This window comes from Anaerocolumna jejuensis DSM 15929, assembly GCF_900142215.1.
Taxonomy (GTDB): domain Bacteria; phylum Bacillota; class Clostridia; order Lachnospirales; family Lachnospiraceae; genus Anaerocolumna; species Anaerocolumna jejuensis.
On sequence record NZ_FRAC01000007.1, the window covers coordinates 52074 to 75178 of the forward strand.

20 protein-coding genes, 1 tRNA gene and 1 pseudogene are annotated in these 23105 nt (G+C 37.1%); 15 read left to right on the forward strand and 7 right to left on the reverse strand.

Going from position 1 to position 23105, the window contains the following annotated elements; translation table 11 throughout:
• Nucleotides 1-26: 26 nt before the first annotated feature.
• Entirely contained in the window at nucleotides 27-1202 is a 1176-nt protein-coding gene (locus BUB77_RS03690; protein WP_073273095.1) for a hypothetical protein, read from the forward strand.
• Nucleotides 1203-1345: 143 nt separating this feature from the next.
• Here the strand turns inward: BUB77_RS03690 and BUB77_RS03695 are convergent, their stop codons facing one another.
• Both BUB77_RS03695 and BUB77_RS03700 read right to left on the reverse strand, forming a co-directional pair.
• The gene (locus BUB77_RS03695; RefSeq protein WP_073273097.1) at nucleotides 1346-3172 is read right to left on the reverse strand and encodes an ABC transporter ATP-binding protein; all 1827 of its coding nucleotides are present in this window, start codon (nucleotides 3170-3172) and stop codon (nucleotides 1346-1348) included.
• Entirely contained in the window at nucleotides 3172-4929 is a 1758-nt protein-coding gene (locus BUB77_RS03700) for an ABC transporter ATP-binding protein (protein WP_073273099.1), read from the reverse strand. Before BUB77_RS03700 ends, BUB77_RS03695 begins: the two co-directional genes overlap by 1 nt.
• 355 nt (nucleotides 4930-5284) lie before the next feature.
• Here BUB77_RS03700 and BUB77_RS03705 point away from each other — a divergent pair, with 355 nt between their 5' ends.
• The 3 genes from BUB77_RS03705 (at nucleotide 5285) to BUB77_RS03715 (ending at nucleotide 7168) form a co-directional block, all read left to right on the forward strand.
• Nucleotides 5285-6175, forward strand: coding sequence for an AraC family transcriptional regulator (locus BUB77_RS03705; RefSeq protein WP_073273101.1), 891 nt, complete (start codon nucleotides 5285-5287; stop codon nucleotides 6173-6175).
• A 21-nt stretch (nucleotides 6176-6196) separates the two neighbouring features.
• Nucleotides 6197-6964: a nitroreductase family protein gene (locus BUB77_RS03710; RefSeq protein ID WP_073273103.1), complete on the forward strand. Its 768-nt coding sequence runs from the start codon at nucleotides 6197-6199 to the stop codon at nucleotides 6962-6964.
• Between the two features lie 132 nt (nucleotides 6965-7096).
• A tRNA-Gly gene (locus BUB77_RS03715) sits at nucleotides 7097-7168 on the forward strand.
• Between the two features lie 50 nt (nucleotides 7169-7218).
• Here the strand turns inward: BUB77_RS03715 and BUB77_RS03720 are convergent.
• Both BUB77_RS03720 and BUB77_RS03725 read right to left on the reverse strand, forming a co-directional pair.
• Nucleotides 7219-7635: pseudogene (locus tag BUB77_RS03720) on the reverse strand (tyrosine-type recombinase/integrase); the annotation flags it as partial.
• 191 nt (nucleotides 7636-7826) lie between these two features.
• A complete protein-coding gene (locus BUB77_RS03725) occupies nucleotides 7827-8138 on the reverse strand; it encodes a plasmid recombination protein (protein WP_073273107.1) in 312 nt (103 codons plus the stop codon).
• 206 nt (nucleotides 8139-8344) lie between these two features.
• On the opposite strand from BUB77_RS03725, the gene BUB77_RS03730 reads away from it, so the two are divergent.
• From BUB77_RS03730 to BUB77_RS03740, 3 genes are all read left to right on the forward strand, one after another.
• Nucleotides 8345-8989: a TetR/AcrR family transcriptional regulator gene (locus BUB77_RS03730; RefSeq protein ID WP_073273109.1), complete on the forward strand. Its 645-nt coding sequence runs from the start codon at nucleotides 8345-8347 to the stop codon at nucleotides 8987-8989.
• 87 nt (nucleotides 8990-9076) lie between these two features.
• Entirely contained in the window at nucleotides 9077-9844 is a 768-nt protein-coding gene (locus tag BUB77_RS03735) for a type II CAAX endopeptidase family protein (protein WP_073273110.1), read from the forward strand.
• 607 nt (nucleotides 9845-10451) lie between these two features.
• Complete coding sequence (locus tag BUB77_RS03740; protein WP_073273112.1) at nucleotides 10452-11813, forward strand: aspartate kinase; 1362 nt, start codon at nucleotides 10452-10454, stop codon at nucleotides 11811-11813.
• A gap of 279 nt (nucleotides 11814-12092) precedes the next feature.
• On the opposite strand, the gene BUB77_RS30660 is transcribed toward BUB77_RS03740, so the two are convergent.
• The 3 genes from BUB77_RS30660 to BUB77_RS03755 all read right to left on the reverse strand — a co-directional run bounded on the left by BUB77_RS30660 (nucleotide 12093) and on the right by BUB77_RS03755 (nucleotide 15997).
• A complete protein-coding gene (locus BUB77_RS30660) occupies nucleotides 12093-14870 on the reverse strand; it encodes a flagellin N-terminal helical domain-containing protein (RefSeq protein WP_073273114.1) in 2778 nt (925 codons plus the stop codon).
• Between the two features lie 169 nt (nucleotides 14871-15039).
• Entirely contained in the window at nucleotides 15040-15306 is a 267-nt protein-coding gene (locus tag BUB77_RS03750) for a carbon storage regulator (protein ID WP_073273116.1), read from the reverse strand.
• A gap of 106 nt (nucleotides 15307-15412) precedes the next feature.
• The gene (locus BUB77_RS03755; protein WP_073273118.1) at nucleotides 15413-15997 is read right to left on the reverse strand and encodes a tyrosine-type recombinase/integrase; all 585 of its coding nucleotides are present in this window, start codon (nucleotides 15995-15997) and stop codon (nucleotides 15413-15415) included.
• Between the two features lie 781 nt (nucleotides 15998-16778).
• On the opposite strand from BUB77_RS03755, the gene BUB77_RS03760 reads away from it, so the two are divergent.
• The 8 genes from BUB77_RS03760 to BUB77_RS03795 all read left to right on the forward strand — a co-directional run bounded on the left by BUB77_RS03760 (nucleotide 16779) and on the right by BUB77_RS03795 (nucleotide 23093).
• A complete protein-coding gene (locus BUB77_RS03760) occupies nucleotides 16779-17762 on the forward strand; it encodes a MerR family transcriptional regulator (protein WP_073273120.1) in 984 nt (327 codons plus the stop codon).
• 17 nt (nucleotides 17763-17779) lie between these two features.
• On the forward strand, nucleotides 17780-18382 hold the full coding sequence (locus tag BUB77_RS03765; RefSeq protein WP_073273122.1) for a DUF6273 domain-containing protein: 603 nt from the start codon (nucleotides 17780-17782) through the stop codon (nucleotides 18380-18382).
• A 93-nt stretch (nucleotides 18383-18475) separates the two neighbouring features.
• The gene (locus BUB77_RS03770) at nucleotides 18476-18919 is read left to right on the forward strand and encodes a hypothetical protein (protein WP_139241100.1); all 444 of its coding nucleotides are present in this window, start codon (nucleotides 18476-18478) and stop codon (nucleotides 18917-18919) included.
• Nucleotides 18920-19390: 471 nt separating this feature from the next.
• Nucleotides 19391-20233, forward strand: a complete 843-nt coding sequence (locus tag BUB77_RS03775) for a 5'-3' exonuclease (RefSeq protein WP_073273126.1) — start codon at nucleotides 19391-19393, stop codon at nucleotides 20231-20233.
• A 170-nt stretch (nucleotides 20234-20403) separates the two neighbouring features.
• Nucleotides 20404-21252: a GNAT family N-acetyltransferase gene (locus tag BUB77_RS03780; RefSeq protein WP_073273128.1), complete on the forward strand. Its 849-nt coding sequence runs from the start codon at nucleotides 20404-20406 to the stop codon at nucleotides 21250-21252.
• 68 nt (nucleotides 21253-21320) lie between these two features.
• The gene (locus BUB77_RS03785) at nucleotides 21321-21890 is read left to right on the forward strand and encodes a GNAT family N-acetyltransferase (RefSeq protein WP_073273129.1); all 570 of its coding nucleotides are present in this window, start codon (nucleotides 21321-21323) and stop codon (nucleotides 21888-21890) included.
• 121 nt (nucleotides 21891-22011) lie between these two features.
• Complete coding sequence (locus BUB77_RS03790) at nucleotides 22012-22434, forward strand: hypothetical protein (RefSeq protein ID WP_139241101.1); 423 nt, start codon at nucleotides 22012-22014, stop codon at nucleotides 22432-22434.
• Nucleotides 22435-22634: 200 nt separating this feature from the next.
• Entirely contained in the window at nucleotides 22635-23093 is a 459-nt protein-coding gene (locus tag BUB77_RS03795; protein WP_073273133.1) for a GNAT family N-acetyltransferase, read from the forward strand.
• The last annotated feature ends 12 nt before the right edge of the window (nucleotides 23094-23105 follow it).

Below are 23105 nucleotides of genomic sequence, written 5' to 3' on the forward strand. Positions count from 1 at the left end.
ATAACATTACGAAAGAGAGGAAATCCATGTCTGTTACAAAAGGAAAGAAGAGCCTGCTTTGTCTTTTCTGCCTGTCATTGCTGCTTTCTCTGTCCGGATGTGAAGATGCCCGCTTCACTCCCCTGGAAGATTATGAGGAGGAGTATGAGGCCTTTGGCAGCTTCGACGTCCGGGAACTGGGGGAGCAGGTAGAGGGCTACTGGACCTACTATGAGGAAAATAAAAGGCAGAAGGAACATATCGCCCAGGAGCTGGCGAAATGGAAGACAGAATACCTTAAACCAGGGGAATATACAGTCGGCAGGGATATTCCGGCAGGTCTTTACATCTGTAAAACTGCAGGGGATGCTTCAGAGGATAATGCTGTCGTAAGATATAATAAGGATATGAAGCTGGAGGAGGAATTAAGCACCCAGTATTACCGGTTTGATTCTGAATCCTATATTCTTTTAAGGGAGGGAGGCGTTCTTACCATAGGCAAAGGCACCAAGATGGCGTTTGCAGATGACAAGGCTCCTTCCCTGGCAGCGGAGAAGGACGGCATTTATTATTCAGGCTCTTATAGAGTAGGAGAAGAAATTCCAAAAGGTGAATATTTTATGCTTTCCTTTAATTTAGATTACGGCGCCTCAATGGTCTATATGAACGGAGAGAGGATAGCCGGCGGTGTCACCCGTTTTGGGTATGTCGTTATTGATGATGCCCGGATTATCAATATGGAGGAAGGGGTTCTGATTCCCTTGGACAAAAAGCCCTCTGTTCGTCCCATTCAGTATCAGGGAGAGGGCGAAGGTGCAGGCAGGCAGGTTTATTCAGAGGGAATTTATAAGATAGGGGCAGACCTTCCGCCTGGAACATATAAAATGAAAAATGAGCTGTACCGCAGTATCACCGATTTGTCCTATGAAGGCTATCATGGAAATGAAGCCTATTACCCCCGCAGGGCAAACCGGGCCGGAATCCGTGCGGAAGAGGATGAAGACGCAAGTCATTTTGGCTGGAGCTGGCTGGAACTGGACTGCAATATCAGTAATAAGACAAGATATCTGAAAACACATAAACTGTATGGGGACGAGGAGGATACTTTTCAGAAATTTAAAGGCCTCCCCACCGTTACCTTTACAGTGGAGGATATGGGATGGCAGATACGGCTGGTCAACTGTGTGCTGATTCCGGAAGAGGATGGCAGTAAGAGAAGATAAAAGATTATAAAAGAAGAGGGTGTTACAAAAGTCAGTTTACCCGGTCAGGAGTTACCGGATATTGAAATCAATAAGTCTAGGATTTCAATATCCGGTAGATGCTCTTAAGCTGGGGAAGGCTTTTGTAACACCCTCTTTGAGGCTTAGTATGCCCCTTGCTGGCATAATTCCTGATTCTCTGGTGCTTTATTTAAGAAATCATACTGGGAAATGAAAAGCTTATTATAATAGCCTTCCTTTTCCATTAATTCCTCATGATTACCCATTTCAAGAATCGTACCCTTATCCACATAAAGGATGCAGCTGGAATTCTTGATGGTCGATAAGCGGTGGGCAATGATAAAGGAGGTTCTTCCCTGAAGGAGCCTGGACAGGCCTTCCTGGAGGAGTATTTCTGTTTCGGTGTCGATACTGGAAGTGGCTTCATCCAATATCAGAATTTTAGGATCTGCAAGAAGTGCCCTGGCAAAGGAGATCAGCTGGCGCTGTCCGGCAGATAAGCGGCTTCCTCTTTCATTTACTTCCGTATCATATCCTTTTTCCAGACCCATGATAAAGTCGTGGGCACATACAGTTTTGGCGGCTTCAATAACCTGCTCGTTGGTGGCTTCCATGTTACCGTAGCGGATATTATCCATAATGGTTCCGGAGAAGATGAAGCTGTCCTGGAGCATGACGCCCATCTGCTTTCTCAAGGATTTGATAGTCACTTCATTGATATCAATTCCATCAATTAGTATCTGTCCCGAATCCAGGTTATAGAAACGGCTGATAAGGTTGATAATGGTGGTCTTTCCTGCTCCGGTAGGTCCTACAATGGCAAAGGATTCTCCCTGACGGGCTGTAAAGTTGATTCCGTTAAGAATGGGAATTCCCTCTTCATAGCTGAATACAACATCCTTAAATTCCACAGTTCCCTTAATAGGAGGCATTTCGAAAGCACCTTCTTTATCCTTTACAAGTACAGGTTCATCAATGGTCTCAAAGATTCTCTCCAGATAAGAAATAGCAGTAAGGAGGGAATTATAAAAGCTTGCCAGGGTATTGACAGGCGCCCAGAATCTTCCTATATATCCGGTAAAGGCAATTAAAACACCAACGGTGATTCCCTTGACGTCTCCCGTAATCCAGCTTACACCCAGTATATAAACAGCAGCGGTAGTAAGGGTGGAGATATTATCAATAGCAGGCCATAAAAGGAAATTATATTTTACGGCTTTCATCCAGGCGTCACTGTATTTGCCGCTTAAACTGTTGAATATCTTAATATTTTCCTCTTCCCGGACAAAGCTCTGGGTAACCCGGATACCGTTGATGCTTTCTGCAATATAGGCATTTAGGTTGGAGGACTTGTTACTGGATATCTGCCAGGCAATACGCTGCTTTGTCTTAATAAAGAAGATAACAGCCATTAATATCGGAAGACCCAATAAGCAAAGGAGGGTCAGACGGATGTTTATGGACAGCATGAATATGACAATAAAAATCAAGCTGAATAAATCCGTAATGGTATTAATGATACCATTTGAGAGCAGGTCACTGAGGCTGTTTACATAGTTTACGACTCTTACCTGAATCTTTCCGTGGGGACGGTCATCATAGTAGGAGAAGGGAAGCTCCTGCAAATGGTTGAAGATATCGCTTCGAATCTGGTGTATGATGCTCTGGCCAAGGTTTGTAGTAATGTGGATTTTTAAGCGCAGGATTACTACAATGATCAAGTTTAAAAGCATCAGGATTAAGCTGATGGTAACAACGCCCCGGATATTCTTATCCGGTATGTAATCATCCATGATTTTCATCAGGATTCTGGGGGTAAACATACCGAGGGCACTGGAAATAATCATCAATAATACGGTAAAGTACATTTCCTTCCGGTGAGGCTTAATATAGGAGTACAAGCGCTTTAGCTGTTCAAAATTAAATTCGCTCTGGAGGGTTTCGTCAATATCATATTTATTACGGGCCATTAGCAAACCACCTCCTTTAGGTTTCCGTTAACATAACGGTCAAATTCACCGTATTGATGGTTGAATACGGTATAATAATACCCTTTCTTATCTATCAGGGATTCATGGTTACCGGATTCGATTATCCTGCCGTTATCCAGTACCAGTATCAAATCGGCATCCTTTATGGAAGAGATGCGGTGGGCTATGATAAATACCGTTTTATCAGAGAGGGAGCTGAGCTGTTCCTGTATCTGGGTCTCTGTTTCCATATCCACTGCGGAGGTGGTGTCATCCAGAACAACAATGGAAGGATTCTTAAGGAGGGCTCTGGCCAGGGAAATACGCTGCTTTTGACCGCCTGAGAGTCCCATGCCCCGTTCCCCTACAATGGTGTCATAGCCTTCCGGCATGGCAGTGATGAAGTCGTGGGCATTGGCTACCTTTGCAGCCTCCATTACGGCCTCCAGACTGCAGTTTGGATTTCCGTAAGCGATGTTACCCTCGATGGTATCGGAGAACAGGAAGACATCCTGCATTGCCATACCGATATTGCTTCTGAGCCGATATAAATCCATATCCTTTAGATTTACGCCATCAATTGTAATTTCCCCTTCCGTCACATCGTAAAAACGGCATAACAGATTCATAAGGGTCGACTTGCCGGAGCCGGTAGCACCGATAATGCCCACTGTCTGACCGGGCTTTACCTTAAAGTTAATATCCTTTAAGATAACATCGTCATCTGCCCGGTAATTAACATGCTTAAATTCCAGATTGCCTTGGAAGCGCTGAGTTTTCACACCGTTGTCAGGTGTCTTGATGCCGGGCTCCTCCTTGATGGTCGCATATATCTTTTCCGCGGAGGTTACAAAACGCTGATAGTCATTTGCCAGCCATCCGGCCATTCTTAAAGGGTTATTCAGCATCCAGAGGTAGCCGCTTACCGTAACCATCTTTCCAAGGGTAATATAGCTCTTGATAACCATGATGCCGCCTGCCAGGTACAGGATGACCGTCAGGAAATTGGCAAGAAATTCAAAGATGGGTACGTACTTTTTCCATATGGCAGCAGCAGATAGCTCCGCATCCCGGTAAGCATCATTTTCACGGTTAAATTTCTGTATTTCATAATCCTCTTTGGCAAAGGCTTTAACCACACGGTTTCCGCTGACGTTCTCCTGTACGAAAGTATTTAAGCTGGAGAAGCGCTGCCTGATATTATGAAAGGCAGATTTCACGGAGGTTAACTGCTTGCGGGTCAGCAGCACGGTAATAGGAACAACAGCAATCATACAAAGGGCAAGGCGGAAATCCACCGTAAAAATCATGACCAGAGCTATAATGAACAATAAAGAGTTCTCATAGACGGAATAGATTACATAGGCCACAAAATGCCTGATAGCATCCATGTCACCTGTCTGCCTTGACATCAGATCACCGGTCCGGTTCTTGTTATAAAAGTTAAAATCCTCTTGCAGAAAACGACGGTATACATAGTCACGCATACTATAGAGCATATTCTGGGAGGTGGACTCGAATATTACAAGAAAGCGGTACTTAATAAGGGACCTGACGATGGTAGTACCTATTAAGAGAAGTATAAGCTTTGGTAGAATGCCGGTTTGCCCGCCTTTTATGACATCATCAACTAAAATGCCGGATATGTAAGGATTGACGATGGTTAAAAGACAGGAGATAGTTACTAAAAATAAAGCTGTTATTAGCCGAAAACGGTATTTTTTCAGAAATGAAAAAACCCATTGCAATGCTGTCATAGTATTTAGCCTCCACTCTTATGCCGGCTTACATTTATTCTTTCTGTTAAAAACTGTAAGTACGGCATTTGTATTTTAAGATTCTGTTCCATTATAGTATTCACATTTGAAATTGAAATGTCATTTGTTATTAAAATCATGTCACATATTATATAAGCGTTTAAATACGACAAAATATGCAGTATTTTTGACAGGGGAAATTCTGTGAATAAAAAACATGAAAAAATGTTTTTCAATTTAAGAAAAGATGTTATAATGAAGAGGATGCGATAGCATTATAATTTTACGAAACGTAAAGGTCAGTATTATCATAGAGGCTTTAGGAACAGGAAATATACAGAGAAGGAGGGGTTCTATGTGCCAGCACCAGTTTGATATAACCTATTGTGATCTAAATCCGACAATATTGTTTGTCAGCAAACAGAAGATGGTAAAAGAAAGCAGCTATCATGAGCACGATTTTACCGAATTGACATATATATTATCCGGTAAGGCGAAATATCTGGTGGAAGGGATCGTATATGATGTGGAAGCAGGAGACGTCTTAGTGTGCAATCCCGGTGTAAAGCACCAGAACATCGTAGTGAATCCCAAAGAACCCACTGTGGAATTCTTTGCCGGATTTACCGGGTTTCAATTTAAGAACATGCCTCCCAATTCTTTGGTATTTAAGGATGGAGGCCATATCCTTCACACAAAAACGGAAACCAAACAGGATATATCAAAGCATTGCTATGAGATGGTATCTGAAAATGAAAGCTGCAAGGCAGGAAAATATTTTATGCTGAAGGCCCATCTGATTCAGATATTACTCTTTATTATAAGGGATATTACAGATATGTCTATCAGCCAGAAGGGCTGTAACTTCGAATCCTATAATAAAAGCTATGCTGTAAAGAAAATAATTAATTATCTGAATGAAAATTACGATAATAAGATATCCTTGGATCAGATTGCACATAATATGTACCTAAGTCCCGTATATATCTCCAAGATATTTAAGGAAGAGACAGGAGAGTCACCAATCAACTATCTCATTAAGATAAGGCTTGATAAGGCCAGGGATATTCTGCTGTCCTCAGAGGGTGAGAGCATAAAGAGTATAGCCAACAGAGTGGGTTACGAGGATGTGTACCATTTCAGTAAACTGTTTAAGAAATACTATGGAATATCTCCTTTGTACTATAAACGGTATGCCTTGGAAAAGACAAAGGGTGAAGCGGAGGAGTTGAGTTACCCAAATTAAGGGTGTAAAAGGGAGTCTGCCATGAATCTTTATGAAGCAATATTCGTTAGAAAATCTATAAGAAAATACAGTATGGATAAAATAGACCAAAAGGTAATAGATCATATCATGAATTTCGCGGACAGCATACCAATGCTCTTTGATGATATCAAGGTGAAGCTTGAGCTGGTGCAGCTAGCGGACCTGAAGCATTTTCAACCGGGAATTCTGACCGTAAAGGCACCTTATTATCTAGTTCTGTATTCCACAAAGGAATCCGGTTACCTGTTAAATGCCGGTCACTTAATGGAACAGATAGCACTTTACATTACGGCAAGAGGCCTTGGAACCTGTTATATCGGAAACCTGAACCTCAAGAATAAGGTATTGGAGGAAGAAGAGTATGAACAGGTAATCGCTCTTGCTTTCGGAGAAGGAGAGTGCGAAGTATACAGGCAGAGTGACAAGGCGAAGAGGCTGCCTCTTAAGAGTATAGCCGTATTTAAGGAGGAAGCGGATAAGAATGTGCGTTCCATTGTATCCGCTGCCAGGCTTGCTCCCTCCGGCATGAACAGCCAGCCCTGGAGGATGGTCGTATACAATAACCGCATTCATCTGTTCTGCAAGAAGAATATATTTATAAGAAACGTCATGAAGGAAACCGGATTGCTTGATATGGGCATCTGCCTGGCACATATTCTGATAGGGGCAGAAGAGATGTGGCTGGAGGCAAAGCCTTTATATATGAATAATATCAGCAGCCAGAGCTTTAAAAAGAATGATTATATTATTAGTGTAAAGATGTCTTAATTCAATATAATAAATATATTGAACAAAAAATTTATTGAATTGGTATTGACAATTGGCTTGTTCTATAGTATACTACTGTATGTGTTCAGGGCGATAAAATAAAGCAAAAGAACACATACAATAGTATCAAATGCGCGAGTGGCTCAGTGGTGGAGTATCGCCTTGCCAAGGCGAGGGTCGCGGGTTCGAATCCCGTCTCGCGCTTACGAAATCCCTTGATTTTCAAGGGATTTTTTGTTGCGCTGATATGTGCACTAGTTTTTCTTGTTCTTTTTATTGCTACTATTCAGTGCCTTATTCATAATGTCCAACTTCTCTTGTTCCGTATTGAGATTGCAAATGTAACTAAGAGTAGTCCTTTCATCGACCTGTACTAGAATATCCCTTATCTTATCCAAGGGCATTCCTTCCGTACTCAAGCAGCTTGCAGTTGTCCTTCTTGTGCAATGAGGACTTTTGTATGTAATTCCTGCATCTCTGCAATACTTGCTAAGCCAATAGGTTACTGCTCTTGCAGTTAGTCGCTCACCATTTCTTTCAAAGATAAACTTATCATTGGGATTAAGCTCTCTGGCTTTTCTTATGATATCCTTAGCTACGTTTGTAAGAGAGATAAAGTGATACTCCGAATCATTTTCCTTTTTTAAATGCTCCAATACCTGGACACCGGCACTCTTAAAATTCTCGTCATCAAAGACAAGAACTTTTCTTCCATCCTTTGAATTGCTATCTTACCATACTCGATATCAGAGATTTAAGCGCTACACCTTCTCCGATACGGACACCAAGCTGGAACATTAGCTGAATGCATAATGCTTCAATTGTGATTTCTTCTTCAAGATGGATATCTAAAGCATCGAATTTATACTTTTAATTTAATTTCGGCTTCAAGCTTATTCAAAGATTTCTCAGCTTCCTTTAACTTAAAGGCTTCGGCTTCCAAATGCTTCTCGGCTTCACCAAAATCATGCATCTCTCCACGGTTAAACCCATATTCTTTGCCAACCGCATTATACTTATAATTCTGGAATTTACGATAACTGAATTGTCCTTTCCATAGTTCTGTTATAGAGATTCTCTTATAATCCTTCTTTTTATCATGGACTATTGGTATTGCAATCACATGCAAGTTTACTACCGTACTTCGTATCATATTTAATAGCGCAGAAAGCATACACCATTTTCTAAAGAGTAGATAATATTCTATAAAATAGCAGTGTATACAACTTGGCTTGTGATTTATTGATTATTCAAATTTAATTAGTTATAATAAAATAAAAATGTATCTAAAAGTGCTATAATGAACTACACATTATTTTTGATAAAGCCGATAAACTGTATTTATTAGAGAGTTAGAAAAAATATCGAGAGGTAATGAACATGCCTAAAGTAACAGAAAATTACAAAAAAGAAAAAGCAGAAAAAATTGTAAAAGCCACAATTAAGGTACTTAAAATAAAACCTTTATATAATATTACTATGCTAGACATAATTAAAACTGCTGGATTAAGTAAAGGTGGAATATATCTGTATTTTAATGATATTGATGATTTACTTGTTGAAGCTATTAATATGATTGGAAAAGAACAAGATGATATCGAATTTTCATCGGTATTAGATGATGAAAGTATTGAAAGCAGTTTGGTCTCAATCTTTGAAATATTAGGTGACTATATTGATTCTTGCCCCGCCATAATCGGAAAAATCCGCTTTGAGCTAATAATTTATATATCTAATAATCCAGAAAAAGCAGATACAATCATGTCTAAGTTGAAACTGAAGAATATAGGAAGACAGTTTATGGAAAATGTAGCTATACTTATTCAAAAAGGTATTGAGAAAAATGTATTTCGTAAGGAATTAACAATAGATATTGTAATGAATAATATATCAGCGTATATAGATGGAATAACAGATTTGGTTGTAAATTCTAGGGCGTATGGTGGAGCACCTCTAAAACATCCTACAAGGGATTATTTTCAACAGTTTGTAGAAAGTCAAATATTACTTTTGAAAAATAAATGAGAGTATGGTCATTATATTATTGACTTTAGTCGTTCTCTAGTATACTATAAATGAGATGTGTCTCATTTATAGTAAAAGGAGAAATATATGTCCAGTAAATTAACTAAATATTTAGTAAGTACCTTTTTATGTTCTTGGATTATGTGGGGTCTAGTAGCACTTGGAGGAAGATTAGGAATAACATGTTTGTCATTTGGTAACCCAATAGGAATGATACTCTATATATTTGGTGGTATATCCCCTGCAATCTGTGAAATTGTAATACAAAAGAGAGGGTGTAACAAGCAAGAATTTAAAAATTTTCTAAAGAGTATAGTAAATCCGAAATATTCGATATGGCTGTATCTTTATGCAATTGGAGGCGCAATTTTAATCCAAGGTATTCCAGTGTTAACTGGATACTCAATAATTAAGCAACCTTTTTATATGGGATTTATTTTGATTGTACCAATGGTTATTGGTGGAGGTTTAGAGGAAATTGGATGGAGAGGGCTGTTACAGCCCGAACTCGAGAAAAAATTGTCACATTTTGCAGCAACATTAGTTGTTGGTATAATATGGTCATTATGGCATATACCATTATGGTTTATTAATGGTACTAATCAGCAAAATCTAAATTACTTATGGTTTTGTATAAATGCTCTCACATTATCTTTTTTTATCGGTTCTGTTCGTTATATATCAGGAAGTATTCTATTATCGATACTCTCTCATGCTACTATCAATGCATTTTGGGAAGTTATGCCTGCTACAAATAAAATTTTGCCATCACTTGTTATATTAGGTTTTATAGCCGTGTTGAGTCTTGTCATTGATTATGCTGTAATTAATCGGACAACTATACTTAGTGAATAGAAAAGTTTTGAGCATAATCTGAGATTCATTATTCATTAGCTACATAAAAATATGTGCACTATTATGTGCACATAAATCAGAAGTGGATGGAACCCCTTTCTTTTCAGTATTTTTAAGATAGGATTATGGTTCGAATCCCGTTTCGCTCTTAATTGAAAATGGTCGCTAATCCTTATAAAACAAAGGTTAGCGATTTTTTTGTTGCTTGAAAAACATGTGTGCAACATCCTTTTACCTATTCGAACCGCTATAATGCTTTGTCCATATAGGCTCGATTCTTTTCGATTTCATTATAATTGTAGATATAGCGTTTCGTTGTATCTGTATCTTCATGACCCATATACACACTGATTTCCTCTAAAGGTATGCCCTCTGCATACAACTTATAGCCTTTGCGGATATATACTCCGTTTTATTATTTGGGTATTTGGGGGGTTGTTCGAATTCAGGAATTACCATAATATTGAAAATGATATCTTGATATTGAGTAAAATGTATGATATTATATCCGTTGAGAAAATACATTTGTATTCTATACAAAGACATATATGAAGCTGATTTATCATTGTGTTATTAAAATTTACTTGTGAAAGGATTAGATTAAAGAATGAAAGTATGCAAATTCGGCGGGACATCCCTAGCGGATGCGAATCAAATTAGAAAAGTATGCAATATTATAGTCTCTGATAGTGAGCGACGTCTTGTAGTTGTTTCAGCTCCGGGGAAACGTTTTGACAGTGATATAAAAGTAACCGATATGTTGATTAAATGTGCTAAACTGGCTATCGCCGAAAATAATTATAATTCGAATCTTGATGAAGTTATTAGCCGTTATGCTCAAATTGCTGATGATTTAGGCGTACCAGACATTATGAACGAAATTTCAGCCGACTTTACAAAACGCCTTATTAAGGATACCGATAATGTTAAGTTTATGGACCGAGTTATATCCGCTGGTGAAGATAATTGTGCTAAGCTGGTTACAGCTTACCTTAAAAGCATAGGCTATGATTCCAATTATATTCATCCAGGGCAAGCAGGTATGCTGCTTTCGGCTGATTTTAGCAACACGGTTGTTCTCGACCAAAGTTATGAAAAGCTTGCCAAACTAAAAAACATCAAGGGTATCGGAGTTTTCCCAGGCTTCTTTGGATATTCTCTAAAAGGTGATATAGTTACATTCCCAAGAGGAGGTTCTGATATTACAGGCGCGATTTTGGCAGCTTCTGTTAAGGCTGAGGTTTATGAGAATTTTACCGATGTTGATTATGTATATTCAGTTAATCCGAAAATAATAAAAAATCCTAAGCCTATTACCGAAATTACTTATCGAGAAATGCGTGAGTTAAGCTATGCTGGATTTAACGTTTATCAAGAAGATGCCCTCTTACCGGTTTATAAAGCTGGTGTTCCAGTAAATATTAAGAATGTAAACAATCCGACCTGTCCAGGTACTATGATTGTTAAAAATAGAGTTCATACCAATTCTCCGGTTATTGGTGTAGCGAGCGACGATAAATTCTGTTGCATTGCAATAAATAAATACTTAATGAACCGAGAAGTGGGCTTTGGTAGGCGTGTTCTTGGTATTATAGAGGATGAGGGCTTGAACTTTGAACATATGCCTACGGGAATTGACGATATTTCAGTAATTCTTCGGGAAAGTCAGTTGAGTGATGATGCCAAAGACCGTTTGATAGAACATATTACGACCGAGCTTAGAGCTGACAGCATCAATGTTGAAAAGAACCTCTGTCTTATTATGGTTGTTGGTGAGGGCATGTCACATAATGTAGGAATTGCTGCCAGAGCGACAAAAGCTCTGGCATCGGTTAAGGTTAATATTCAGATGTTTACACAGGGTTCAAGTGAGGTCAGTATGGTTTTCGCAACATCTAAGGCGGATTGCGAAAAGGCATTAAAGGCTTTGTATGAGGAATTTTTTGAAGTAAGATTAGGAAATGACTAAAGTTTATACGAAGGTAATAATAAGTATTAACAAAGCTAAATTTGCTGCATAAAAATATATGCACATCATGTGGCATAAATTAAAAGTTGATGGAACCCCTTTCTTTTTCAGTGTTTTCAAGATGGGATTATGGTTCGAATCCCGTCTCGCATTAAACATATTTTCATGCATAAATTCATCATTAATTATAGAAAACCCTCGGTTCACCAGGGACCAAGGGTTTTCAAAGTTGTATGTAGTAAGACCTATCATAAGCCATCGTTCAGATAGCATTAGAGATTACTTAAGGAGTGATAAGACTCCCTGATTAGATTGATTAGCCTGTGCCAGCATAGATTGTGCAGCCTGGGATAAGATATTATTCTTTGAGTAAGATACCATTTCTTTTGCCATATCTGTATCACGAATAGCAGATTCTGCAGATGATAAATTCTCACTTGTATTATCCAAATTGGATATTGTGTGCTCTAAACGGTTCTGTGCTGCTCCTAAAACAGCTCTCTGTTTAGAAATATTGTTCAATGCATCACCAATCACGGATGTAGCTGCACTCGCTTTATCAGAAGATGAGATATCCAATGCGAATTCTATATTATCTTTATCGGAGCCATTATTTACATTTGCAACTGTAGTATAGCTTGCAACATTTCCATCACCTGCTTTTACTGTAGTACTAGAACCGTCTCCCGATATACCAAGAGCTAACGCGCGGTTGTCCCCAATCTCGATTGTCATGGACTGACCAGCATTTGCGCCAATTTGCAGTTTTAATTCAAAATTCCCTTTTGTGCTTGAAGTTGTGCTTACTTCCGGTCCCTTTGCAGATGCATTTTTCTGTGTTAGTACGAGCTTACCATCATCACCTACTGATGCTGTATATTTCTCACTTAGTGCTTTATTTGTATTAATAGCATCTGTCAGTTTTTTTATCTGTTCTGCAACTGTTTTTGCTTCTTTGATTGCAGTACCATTATCATAACCAACATGCTCATTCTTTGATGAAACCTTAATCTGTTCACCATCAATTGTGATGCTTGCTCCGTCTGTTAGCAGATTAGCAACATCTACAGAGTAGGATCCCATTGTATCGTTGGCAGATACACTAACACCCTTTGCAGCCAGATTTTTACCAGATGCAGTCTGCTCGGTAAGAGTGACTTTAGAGCCATCAATTGCCATATCGTATTTCTTTAATACGGCATTGCTGTTAAATGCATTCTGGATATTGTTTAACTGAGAAGCAATATCGGTTCCAACATTAAATTCCCCTTTACTGGCATCTGCATTACTTTCAACAGCAGTAAAGGTTTCGCCACCAATCGTTAATGTTTCACCAGCACTCATCTTAGTGGTTAAATTGAATTCATAAACACCCTGCTGTGCTTTTACACCCCCGGTCATCGTTGACCAGGATGTATTAATTGAAGCACCTGTTGTACCTTCTATCCATCCAGCATTACCTGTTACGCTGATTTTACTTACATCGACTCCATCTGTTGCCAGTCCTGAATCTGTCATACTTCTAAGTGCAGTTTGAATTGCATCTGCTGAATTGTTAGAAGCAGTAGTTTTAGCTAATGCAATGGTAATTGTGCCTGTAGTATCTGTTCCGGTAGCTGCTGTGTATGATACAGCAAGATTATCGTCACCTGCCTGTACTAACTTTACTTGCAGATTTTGTCCAAATTCATCCTTGATTGTCAGGGTTTCATCATTTCCATTACCCTTTGTTGTTACGGTTGAATCCAGTTTCAGTTTTCCTTCGCTGCCTGCAGCTTCCTTAATTGTAATTGTACCATCTGCCGCAGATGTTACTGTGGCACCTGTCCCTAGTTTATTTTGTAATTCTGCTGCAATATCTTTAGCCTGAGTCGAAAGATTAATTTTTGCTACATCAGTACCTAAACGGAATGTATTATCATTGTCTGCTGAGGCTGAAGCAGCGCCTGCTTCTGCAGTAAATGTATATCCTGCAATTGTAATGCTGTCGCCTGTCTCAGAGAACGCATCCTCCAGTTTAAAGCTATATACACCTGCTTTACCAGCAGTACCACCGGAAAAGTTTGCCTTTTCACTGCTGGAAGTACCTGATACCAGAGCCTTTAAATCTGAGGTTATGTCAGTGGAGCTGTCTTGGCCTTCCGGCACTTTAACTGTGATAGCAGTAATAGCCCCAGCGGTTCCATTATTGGATGCCTTAGCAGCACTTGCAAGAAGTTCTCCTACCTTGGAGTTTAGATCACTAACTGTGGTAATCGAGTTAAGCGTTTCTTCTGATAAATTAATTGTTAATTTCCCATTTGTAAAATCTGCTGTGTCTTTAGCGCTGGCGCTGCCCTCACCCAATGAACTCAATTCAATACTATAAGCATTACCAGCTGTCCCAGTACCAGCTGCTTCAAACTCTAATCCCAGTAGTTTTGTAGATGCTTTTGCACTGGCTTCCGCTTCTGTCTTAGTTGTGATTGCGGTAGCAGATCCTGTTGTCCCAGCGGAACCAGCAGTCAATATAGCAGTAGATGTTTTTGCCTTTTTACTTTCCGTTTTCTCAAGCAGTTTACTTACATTTCCTTTAGTATCAGTTTTTACGCCTTTCTGCAGAGTTGTGATATCGCTGGATGAAGTTGTTGCTTTAGTAGTGTTGCCTTGTAGCAGCTTCTTCGTATTGAATTCCGTCGTGTTTCCGATACGATTCAACTCATCTGTCAGCTGATTAATTTCAAGCTGAATATTTTCTCGATCTTCATCTTTGTTTGTTTCATTGGCTGCCTGAACGGAAAGCTCACGCATTCTCTGTAAGATATTCTGTGATTCGCTTAATGCACCTTCAGCAGTCTGAACCAGAGAAATACCATCTTGTGCATTTGCAGAAGCCCTATCTAATCCAAGGACCTGTGCTCTCATTTTTTCAGAGATCGCTAATCCTGCTGCATCATCTGCTGCTCGATTGATTCGATATCCACTGGAAAGTTTTTCTGTTGATTTTGATAAGCTTGATGTAACCTTTCCCAACATTCTGTTGGTATTCATTGCCTGCAAATTGTGTTGAATAACCATTTTTTACCTCCGTGTAATATTATTTTACATTTGCATGTTTTTAGTTACTTGTCTTATGCTTTTCTTATATTGACCAGTTCATATAAAACATAAGATCGATGACTGATTGAAATCCTTTCTTGCAGCCATCACACCAAATGGTGTTATATAATAAGCGGTGCTCCTAGGTTCACTGCTGTATTACCTGCTTTTTGTTTTTAGATGCCTTTTCTCTCATAAGTATTCCAATAATTTCTTTTTTCGCTTCTTCTGAAATTCCATTTTCTTTGTTATAAGGACTACCCTTTTTACCACCTGCATTGCTTCTCAAAATATTCAAATTTTTTGGTGCATCAACCAAAAGATGAACATTATTACCTGATCCGCCTGAAAAAATAACACGAATCGCTGGTCCGATATCAATGTATTCCCCAGGACTTAAAGTGAGTTTTAACATAGTAAGAACCTCCCTGTTTTTAACGATTTCTATAAAATTATATAAATAGATACATTTTTTTACCCAGATGAGACACAATAAACAGTGTGTTTCATCTGGGTAGTCATTAAATACAAATATTTCGAAATACGTCATCCCGTTCATCCTGTCCAATTCCGAGATATCTTTTCGTTATTTCAAATGACGAATGATTATAGATACTCATTAAAAGTATTGGTGTAACACCTTTTTTCCATGCCTGATAGCCAAAAGTTTTTCTTAATGAATGTGGACTTATGATTCCTTCTATCTGACAAGCATTAGCTGCTTTTTTTATAATTCTCCACGCTTGGGTTCGTGAAAGAGCCTGATGATTATTTCCCTCCAAAATATAGTTATCTGGTTTTACTGGTGTGCGCTGATCTATTTGTCCCATATACTTTCTTAGAGCATGTAAGATACTATCATTTATGAACACCACAGATTTTTTTTGTGTTTTTTGTTCTGTAATTATTATGTGTTCTCGAAATGCCTGCTTTTCAAAGTCAAATACGTCTCCCCATTGCAAAGACAGAATATCTGAAATTCGCAATGCCGTATTCAGTCCAACAGTCAACAGGGTCTGATTCCTTTGATTCCTTTCCTTACGTGTGTAATAATTCTTAAAACTTTCAAGTTCTTCCTGATTTTTAATTGGTTCTGTTGTATTCATAATCTACCTCCCAAAAAAAATTAATTTAAGTGTTAAGTTTTATCGGTACCCTACCGATATACAAAATGTAAAGAGATGAAACACAATGTTTATTGTGTTTCATCTCTTTTTTTGAATCTGGTGAAATTTTTCTATCAATTTACATTTTAGGTATTATTCATTTAGAATTTATATGACCGCCTAATAGTAGTTTTTTACAACTGTACCAGTATATACCAATAGTTATGAGAATTAAATTATCTATGAACTTTGCCAACAGGTTCACTGAATTGCCGTAGTTGAATTATTGAGCAGATTGGTATTATTGATATAAGGGTAGGTAGGTTTTATATAATGAGAGTTACGTATATCTGTGTTCATTGATTGAAAGATAGTAGAATATTTGAGTACCCACTTGAGTACGTAAAAATCGGATGTGCTGGAAAAACCTTTCTATCAGTATTTTTATGAGGGTATAGACTGAGGTCTATTTGTCGAGCAAAGCACTGATTATCTAGACTCTACACACCAAAAGTGTTATTCTTTATGAAAAGAACAAAGATTGAATCACCATAGTAACTGTCCATCCGGACGCTTACTTTGTTCAATTAGGACAAATCGAAAATGATGTAAACGAAAGAGCAGTTACTGGTATGTCAAAGCTGTTTTTCGTTTACACCATCATCGATTCTAAAGAATTTATATATTCTCTACAGAAACGCACCATTCCCCCTTGACTCTTCCTTTGGGGAAGCCTTTATACTAGACTCATCACAAAAAACCAGAAAAGAGGTCGAAACAAGTGGACAACCTAATCAAAATCAAAGATGTATCAAGCAAGTATAGCATAACAGCTCGTACACTGCGCTATTACGAGGACATGGGGCTGATAAACAGCACCCGAAGTGATGACTACGCATACAGAATGTACGATGAAAACGCGGTCAGGCGGCTTGAGCAAATACTCATTTTACGCAAGCTGAACATTAGCATTAAAGACATTCAGCGTATTTTCAGCACGTCCAGCTCCGAAATAGTTTTGGAAGTGTTGGAAAAGAAAGTGCAAAACATAGACGATGAAGTTGCTCTTCTCCATGAGTTGAAAGATATTGTTCTGGACTTCATACGTGAAATAGAACGAGTAGATTTTGCTGACAATTCCGACATAAAACTGCTGTATGGCAAAGCGAAAGAACTAGAAACACAGTTGATAAGTGTTGACTATATTGGCAAGCCCTCCAATATAAACCGCTTGATTGAAATAACAGAAAAATTAGATAAAAAAATTCCTGATGTAATGGTCGTCAGGATACCGAGCTTCAAAGCGGTAACGTGCGGCGACCAACCGTGGGGGGAAATGTTCAAAGAAGGCGGGTATATGTACCAATTGTGGCAGTATTGCCATTTGTATAAGAGTGTGATTTTCGATTGTTTTGATTTTTTACTGACTAAAAATGACAAAGCTGAATGGATATGTGCCGTTAAAGATGATGTAACCAATGCGGATGTAAGCCCTTTTAAATTAATCGATTTTCCGGGAGGCTTATACGCTATGGCAGTCAGTATTGACGAAGATAACGAGAGCATACAGAAAGTGGAAGATAAAGTTAGCCGATGGATTGAAGGTACAAATTTTGAGCTTGACAATAGCAGCAATGTTATGTTCAATATGCCTTATTTATATGAAGATGGGAGAGATACTGCCTATAGAGACATAGAAAAGGGACTTGGCTATAAACAAATGCAAAGATATTTTCCAATCAAGTTAAAAGATGATTTTAGGTAATATACGCGGAGGCACTTATGCAAGTAGGAGATAAAATAGTATTTGACAAATATGAATGGCGAGTGCTTGACATACAAAATAATGCAGCTTTGGTTATAACTGAAGAAATAATAGAACAACGTTCTTACCATGACGCTTATAAAGATATAACATGGGCTGACTGCTCGTTAAGAACATATCTTAACGGTGAATTCTATGATAAATTCACCGCAGCTGATAAATCAAGAATAAATCCGGTAATAAATAAAAATCTTGACAATCAGTGGTATGGTTCAAAAGGCGGAGCAGATACGAGGGACTATATATTTTTATTAAGCCTTGAGGAAGTGTGCACATATTTTGGTGACAGTCTTTCAAAACTGCAAAATCGAGGAAAAAATCAAAGATACTGGTTTGAAAGAAAAGATGAAAACAACAGTAAGCGGATAGCAAGACTTCATGGTAAAGAATGGGATTGGTGGTGGTGGCTTCGGTCGCCGGGCCGCGTTAATGTTAAAGCCGTTTACATCTTCGGGACTGACGGTAATATAGGGATTCAAGGCAACAATATATTGAAAGGCAACCTTAGCGATGGCAGATGTACAGGAGGTATCCGTCCTGCCTTGTGGCTGAAGCTGTAATAGAATCGGATAATAAGCACAACACCGCCCACGATCAATTAGGAAATTGTTAAAGGTAAAATTTTCTTTATATTAAGAATAAAAAGTTTATAATTGGGAGGTAATTATGAGAAGAATAATAGTTGTTTTCCTTTTAATTATATTATGTTTTTGTTTTACATCGTGTCAGAAAACTTATCAGACCCCTGCGGGGGTAAAAACCTATCAAAAACCAATGGATGTTATATATATATATACCATGAAGCTTTTGGACAACGATATCCAGAATACAAAATAGATTTAAAAAATAAAAAGTTTTGGGAGTTTACATCCGATGGTTATGAGAATTATATTGCTCGTGATTCCTCAGTAGAAAATGAGGGTTTTACTTTCGTTTGCAGCTTAGACGATGATAAAATCGAAACATTTATTCTTGATTCTTCAAGATATGGATTTACCAAATGGAAAAAATCTTATAGGAATAATAAAATTTTAGATGGACATCAGTGGGGAATAACAATAGTTTTCAGATTCCACAAAAAAAGAAATAACAGGTAGCAATAATACCCTAAAACATGGAATGATATGTATGATACTTTCGAAAACTTAACAAGTAAAAAAGTTCTTTTATATAAAGATGAATAATCCTACAGTAATATTTATCCCATGATAAATAACAGAAGCCGCAAACCTCCTATTTATTAGTATTTACGTGTGCGGAGATTTATTCATATCTCGGACTTAATGAAAAATGGTCGCTAATCCTTTAAAATCAAGGATTAGCGATTTTTTGCTGCTTGAAAATGATATTTGCAGGATGCGTACAACATTTTTTTACGTACTCAAATTGCTATAGTGCCTGTTCATATAGGCACGATTCTGCTCGTCATTCTTTCAACGTTTGGCTGCATAAACAATGATATATTTTTCTACCTCTGTTTGACTTCCTATATTAGGAAAAGTATAATGATATAATGGAAATTTGTACCATAGAGTATTTATGTAATCTATGCAAAGGGAGGTAACAGTATGGAAAAACTCTTAATTGTTGATGGACATAACCTGCTTTTTCAGATGTTTTACGGTATGCCGTCGCGAATAGTAAACTTAGATGGTAAAACTATACAAGGCACACTGGGTTTTGTTGGAGCATTAATAAAAATAATCAAAATGACAAACCCAACTCACCTTGTTGTTTTGTTTGATGGTGAACATGAAAATGACAGAGTAGAACTTTTTTCCCAATATAAGGCTAACCGCATAGATTATTCGCAGGTAAAAGAAGAAGATAATCCATTTTCACAACTACAAGATGTGTATGATGCGCTCTCATTCATGAACATAAAATATACAGAGATTGACGAATTGGAAACAGACGATGTAATTGCAAGCTATGTTTATACCTACGAAAAGTCAATTGAAATTGTTATATCTTCATTTGATAGTGACTTTTTTCAGCTCATCAACGAGAAAGTGTATATATTGCGTTATCGCGGGCAAAATACAGTGATTTGCGATTCTCAATTCATAAAGGATAAATATAGTATTATGCCATCCCAATATGCGGATTTCAAATCTTTAACAGGCGATAAATCTGACAATATAAATGGTGCTGAAAAAGTTGGAATTAAAACCGCTTCCGCACTTATAAACCAGTTTGGCAGCTTGAAGAGAATTATTGACAATGCTGAAATAATCGAAAAACAATCAATTCGTGAAAGCATAATCAGAAACAAAGGGAGATTGCAAGCTAACTATAAACTTATAAAACTTGATAATCGAGCTAAGATACCTTTTACGATAAATGAACTTTTATACAATTATAACCTTATTACCACAAATGAAGTATTGAAAGGAATTGGATTGAAATAATATGTATAATTAGCTAATACGAAGCGGACAACTTTCAATTGTGCGTCCAGCCTCTGATTGACTTCCTATATTAGGAAAAGTATAATGATATAAATTGTAATTTATAGTTTGATTTAATTATATATAATTGAAAAAAATGTTATAAAGATCTTTATTGAAAAGAGAAGAAAATGATTAGAGAATTTAAAGCTGAAGATAAAAAACAAATAGTAGATATACTTAAACAAGGAACTATGATTGACATTGATGATATCAATTTTATTACTGATAATAGTAATAAAATAATAGTTTTTGATGATAACGAAGCCGGAATTCTAGGGTTTAGTACCTTTCGAATATGGGGTACGGATAATAATAAAGCAGATATATATGCTTATGTAGTTCCGAGTTCAAGGAAAAAAGGAATTGGAGCTCTGTTATATCATGAAATAATGAAGAACATAGAAGATATTAATCTCGAATTTATAAGCACAAGAATTAAGCTGGACAAAGATGATGCAACATCTTTTTATACAAAATTAGGTTATGAAAAGTGGTATGTAGAGCTTGTTCTACATTATCACGGTTCAGAACAGCCTAAATCCAGTCTAAATTTTGTACAATATGAAGATAAATACTTTGAACAATATGCGGAAGGATTACGAACCAGCTTTTATGAACTTAGAAAGTCAAATGATTTTCAACCTTATTTATGTTGTGAGTTAAACGAAGAAAAAAGAAAAGAATTCCTAGGCAATAAAGAAAATCTTTTCTTACTACTAAATAATGAAAAGCTAATAGCATCAGTAATTATTTATAATAATGGCTCTATAGGTGATATATTTGTACTTCCATCCTATCAAGGTAAGGGGTATGGGAAGAAATCAATGCAATTTGCCATTAATAAGGCTATAGGATATGGGAGTAACTGTATTTCCTTAAGTGCAATAGATTGGAATACCAGGGCATTAAACTTATACCAAAGCCTTGGATTTGATATTGTACAAACCACTCATTACTATAGACTGTTTAGTGCTTAAATTAGCTTATTAGTCATGTTAATTCACAATCTTTCGCAAATGCAAATCAATTTAAAAAGAGGTTAAAAATGAAATATGACGATTATTTTGCGGCAATACCGCACCTTGAAACCGATAGATTGATTTTACGTGCCTTCTATCGTGAGGATATAAACACCTATTTAGAAATTATCCATGACCCACAGGTACAGCAATTTTTAGGCGGTGGAGTGAACCTTTTCAATGAAGAACCACATATATCAAATTGGTTAAACAACATAAATGGTAGACTTCTTAAATCAAAAACAGTGTTTACATGGTGCGTAGAATATAGGAGTGAGAAAAAGGTCATAGGACGAATTGATTTGGGCGGTTTTGTAAAAAAAACAATGGCAGAGATATCCTACTATTTTTCTCCTGAATATGGGGGAATGGGATTAGCTACAGAGGCAGTGAAAGAAGTTACACAGTTTGGATTTGATGATTTAAAATTACATAGAATACAGGCTGCGGTTATGCCGGATAATGTCCCCTCGTTAAAGGTATTGAAAAAGGCAGGCTTTGTTGAAGAAGGAATATTGAAGAAATATCTGTTTGGCAAGGAATTTCATGACACGGTTATGTTAGCAGCCATTCGTGAAGAAAACTTAAATAAATGAAGCATTATATGTTATAAATTTAACTTCAGATTAATAAATAAAATAAAAGAAAGAGGTTTGATGTATTTTAGAAAACAGAGCAAAAAACCAAATAATTACTAAAAAGTCTAAAGGTATAGTAATGTTATTGATTATATCGCTGTTACTAATGCTAACAGCATGTTCAGTAAATAATAAGAAATCCATCGCTACATCAGATATACCAACGATAACTACAACTGAGATGCCAAAATCTACAGTCTCACTAACAGTGTCTCCCACCGAGATGCCAATTACGACAGGAGAACCAACGCTGACCCCAGATAATGCTACAAATCTGGAAAACATCAAATACGGTTTTGAAAATGACATTGATGCTCCATATAAGCAATATATAAAAAGCCTTAAATATTTAGACAAAAATGACTTGAAATCAGAGGAATATTACATGGATTACAGTGTCAAAATGGTTGAAATAACAAGTAAATCTTTAAATAATTGGGATAAAGAATTAAACAAAATACTTAATACAGATAATATTCAGTCGCAGGTGGCAAATAATTAGTTATAATACTACTTCACTTTTCTGGAGCTTTGAGAACCCATGAGTAAATTCTTAGGTACAAGGCTCCAATTTATACGTATTGTATCGCTCAGGCGCTATCAAAAAATAACAAGGAAAGGAGTAATAAAATGATTAAAATGAAAGCAGTGAATGGAGGATACACTTTAAAATAGCCTCTGTAAATTGAAGGAGGAAAATTAATGGTTGTTTATATTGAAGACAAGAAGCAAAAGGAATCAATTTCAAGTATAATATTAGCAGATTTGCCTGATTGGTTTGGATTACCGGATAGTACAGCCGAGTATATAAAATGTAGTCAAGAACTGCCTTTTTGGGCAGAAATAGAAAATAATACGGCAAAAGGTTTTATTAATTTAAAAGAAACCAGTTCAGATACTGCTGAAATTTATGTTATGGGTGTTTTAAAAACAATGCATAATAATGGTATTGGTAAGAAATTATTTGAAGCTTTTTATTCATATGCTAAAGAGCACAATTATTCATTTATACAGGTAAAAACAGTACAAGAAGGTCATTATGAGGAATATGACAGAACAATTCAATTTTATAAAAAACTAGGTTTTAAAGAACTTGAATGTTTCCCTGCATTATGGGATGAATGGAATCCCTGTCAAATTTTTATTATGGCAATTAAATAAATCGTAGTGGCA

Coding starts and splice junctions, on each gene's coding strand:
- BUB77_RS03690 (WP_073273095.1), top strand. CDS start 27: ATGTCTGTTACAAAAGGAAAGAAGAGCCTGCTTTGTCTTTTCTGCCTG.
- BUB77_RS03695 (WP_073273097.1), bottom strand. CDS start 3,172: ATGGCCCGTAATAAATATGATATTGACGAAACCCTCCAGAGCGAATTT.
- BUB77_RS03700 (WP_073273099.1), bottom strand. CDS start 4,929: ATGACAGCATTGCAATGGGTTTTTTCATTTCTGAAAAAATACCGTTTT.
- BUB77_RS03705 (WP_073273101.1), top strand. CDS start 5,285: ATGTGCCAGCACCAGTTTGATATAACCTATTGTGATCTAAATCCGACA.
- BUB77_RS03710 (WP_073273103.1), top strand. CDS start 6,197: ATGAATCTTTATGAAGCAATATTCGTTAGAAAATCTATAAGAAAATAC.
- BUB77_RS03725 (WP_073273107.1), bottom strand. CDS start 8,138: ATGCTTTCTGCGCTATTAAATATGATACGAAGTACGGTAGTAAACTTG.
- BUB77_RS03730 (WP_073273109.1), top strand. CDS start 8,345: ATGCCTAAAGTAACAGAAAATTACAAAAAAGAAAAAGCAGAAAAAATT.
- BUB77_RS03735 (WP_073273110.1), top strand. CDS start 9,077: ATGTCCAGTAAATTAACTAAATATTTAGTAAGTACCTTTTTATGTTCT.
- BUB77_RS03740 (WP_073273112.1), top strand. CDS start 10,452: ATGAAAGTATGCAAATTCGGCGGGACATCCCTAGCGGATGCGAATCAA.
- BUB77_RS30660 (WP_073273114.1), bottom strand. CDS start 14,870: ATGGTTATTCAACACAATTTGCAGGCAATGAATACCAACAGAATGTTG.
- BUB77_RS03750 (WP_073273116.1), bottom strand. CDS start 15,306: ATGTTAAAACTCACTTTAAGTCCTGGGGAATACATTGATATCGGACCA.
- BUB77_RS03755 (WP_073273118.1), bottom strand. CDS start 15,997: ATGAATACAACAGAACCAATTAAAAATCAGGAAGAACTTGAAAGTTTT.
- BUB77_RS03765 (WP_073273122.1), top strand. CDS start 17,780: ATGCAAGTAGGAGATAAAATAGTATTTGACAAATATGAATGGCGAGTG.
- BUB77_RS03775 (WP_073273126.1), top strand. CDS start 19,391: ATGGAAAAACTCTTAATTGTTGATGGACATAACCTGCTTTTTCAGATG.
- BUB77_RS03780 (WP_073273128.1), top strand. CDS start 20,404: ATGATTAGAGAATTTAAAGCTGAAGATAAAAAACAAATAGTAGATATA.
- BUB77_RS03785 (WP_073273129.1), top strand. CDS start 21,321: ATGAAATATGACGATTATTTTGCGGCAATACCGCACCTTGAAACCGAT.
- BUB77_RS03790 (WP_139241101.1), top strand. CDS start 22,012: ATGTTATTGATTATATCGCTGTTACTAATGCTAACAGCATGTTCAGTA.
- BUB77_RS03795 (WP_073273133.1), top strand. CDS start 22,635: ATGGTTGTTTATATTGAAGACAAGAAGCAAAAGGAATCAATTTCAAGT.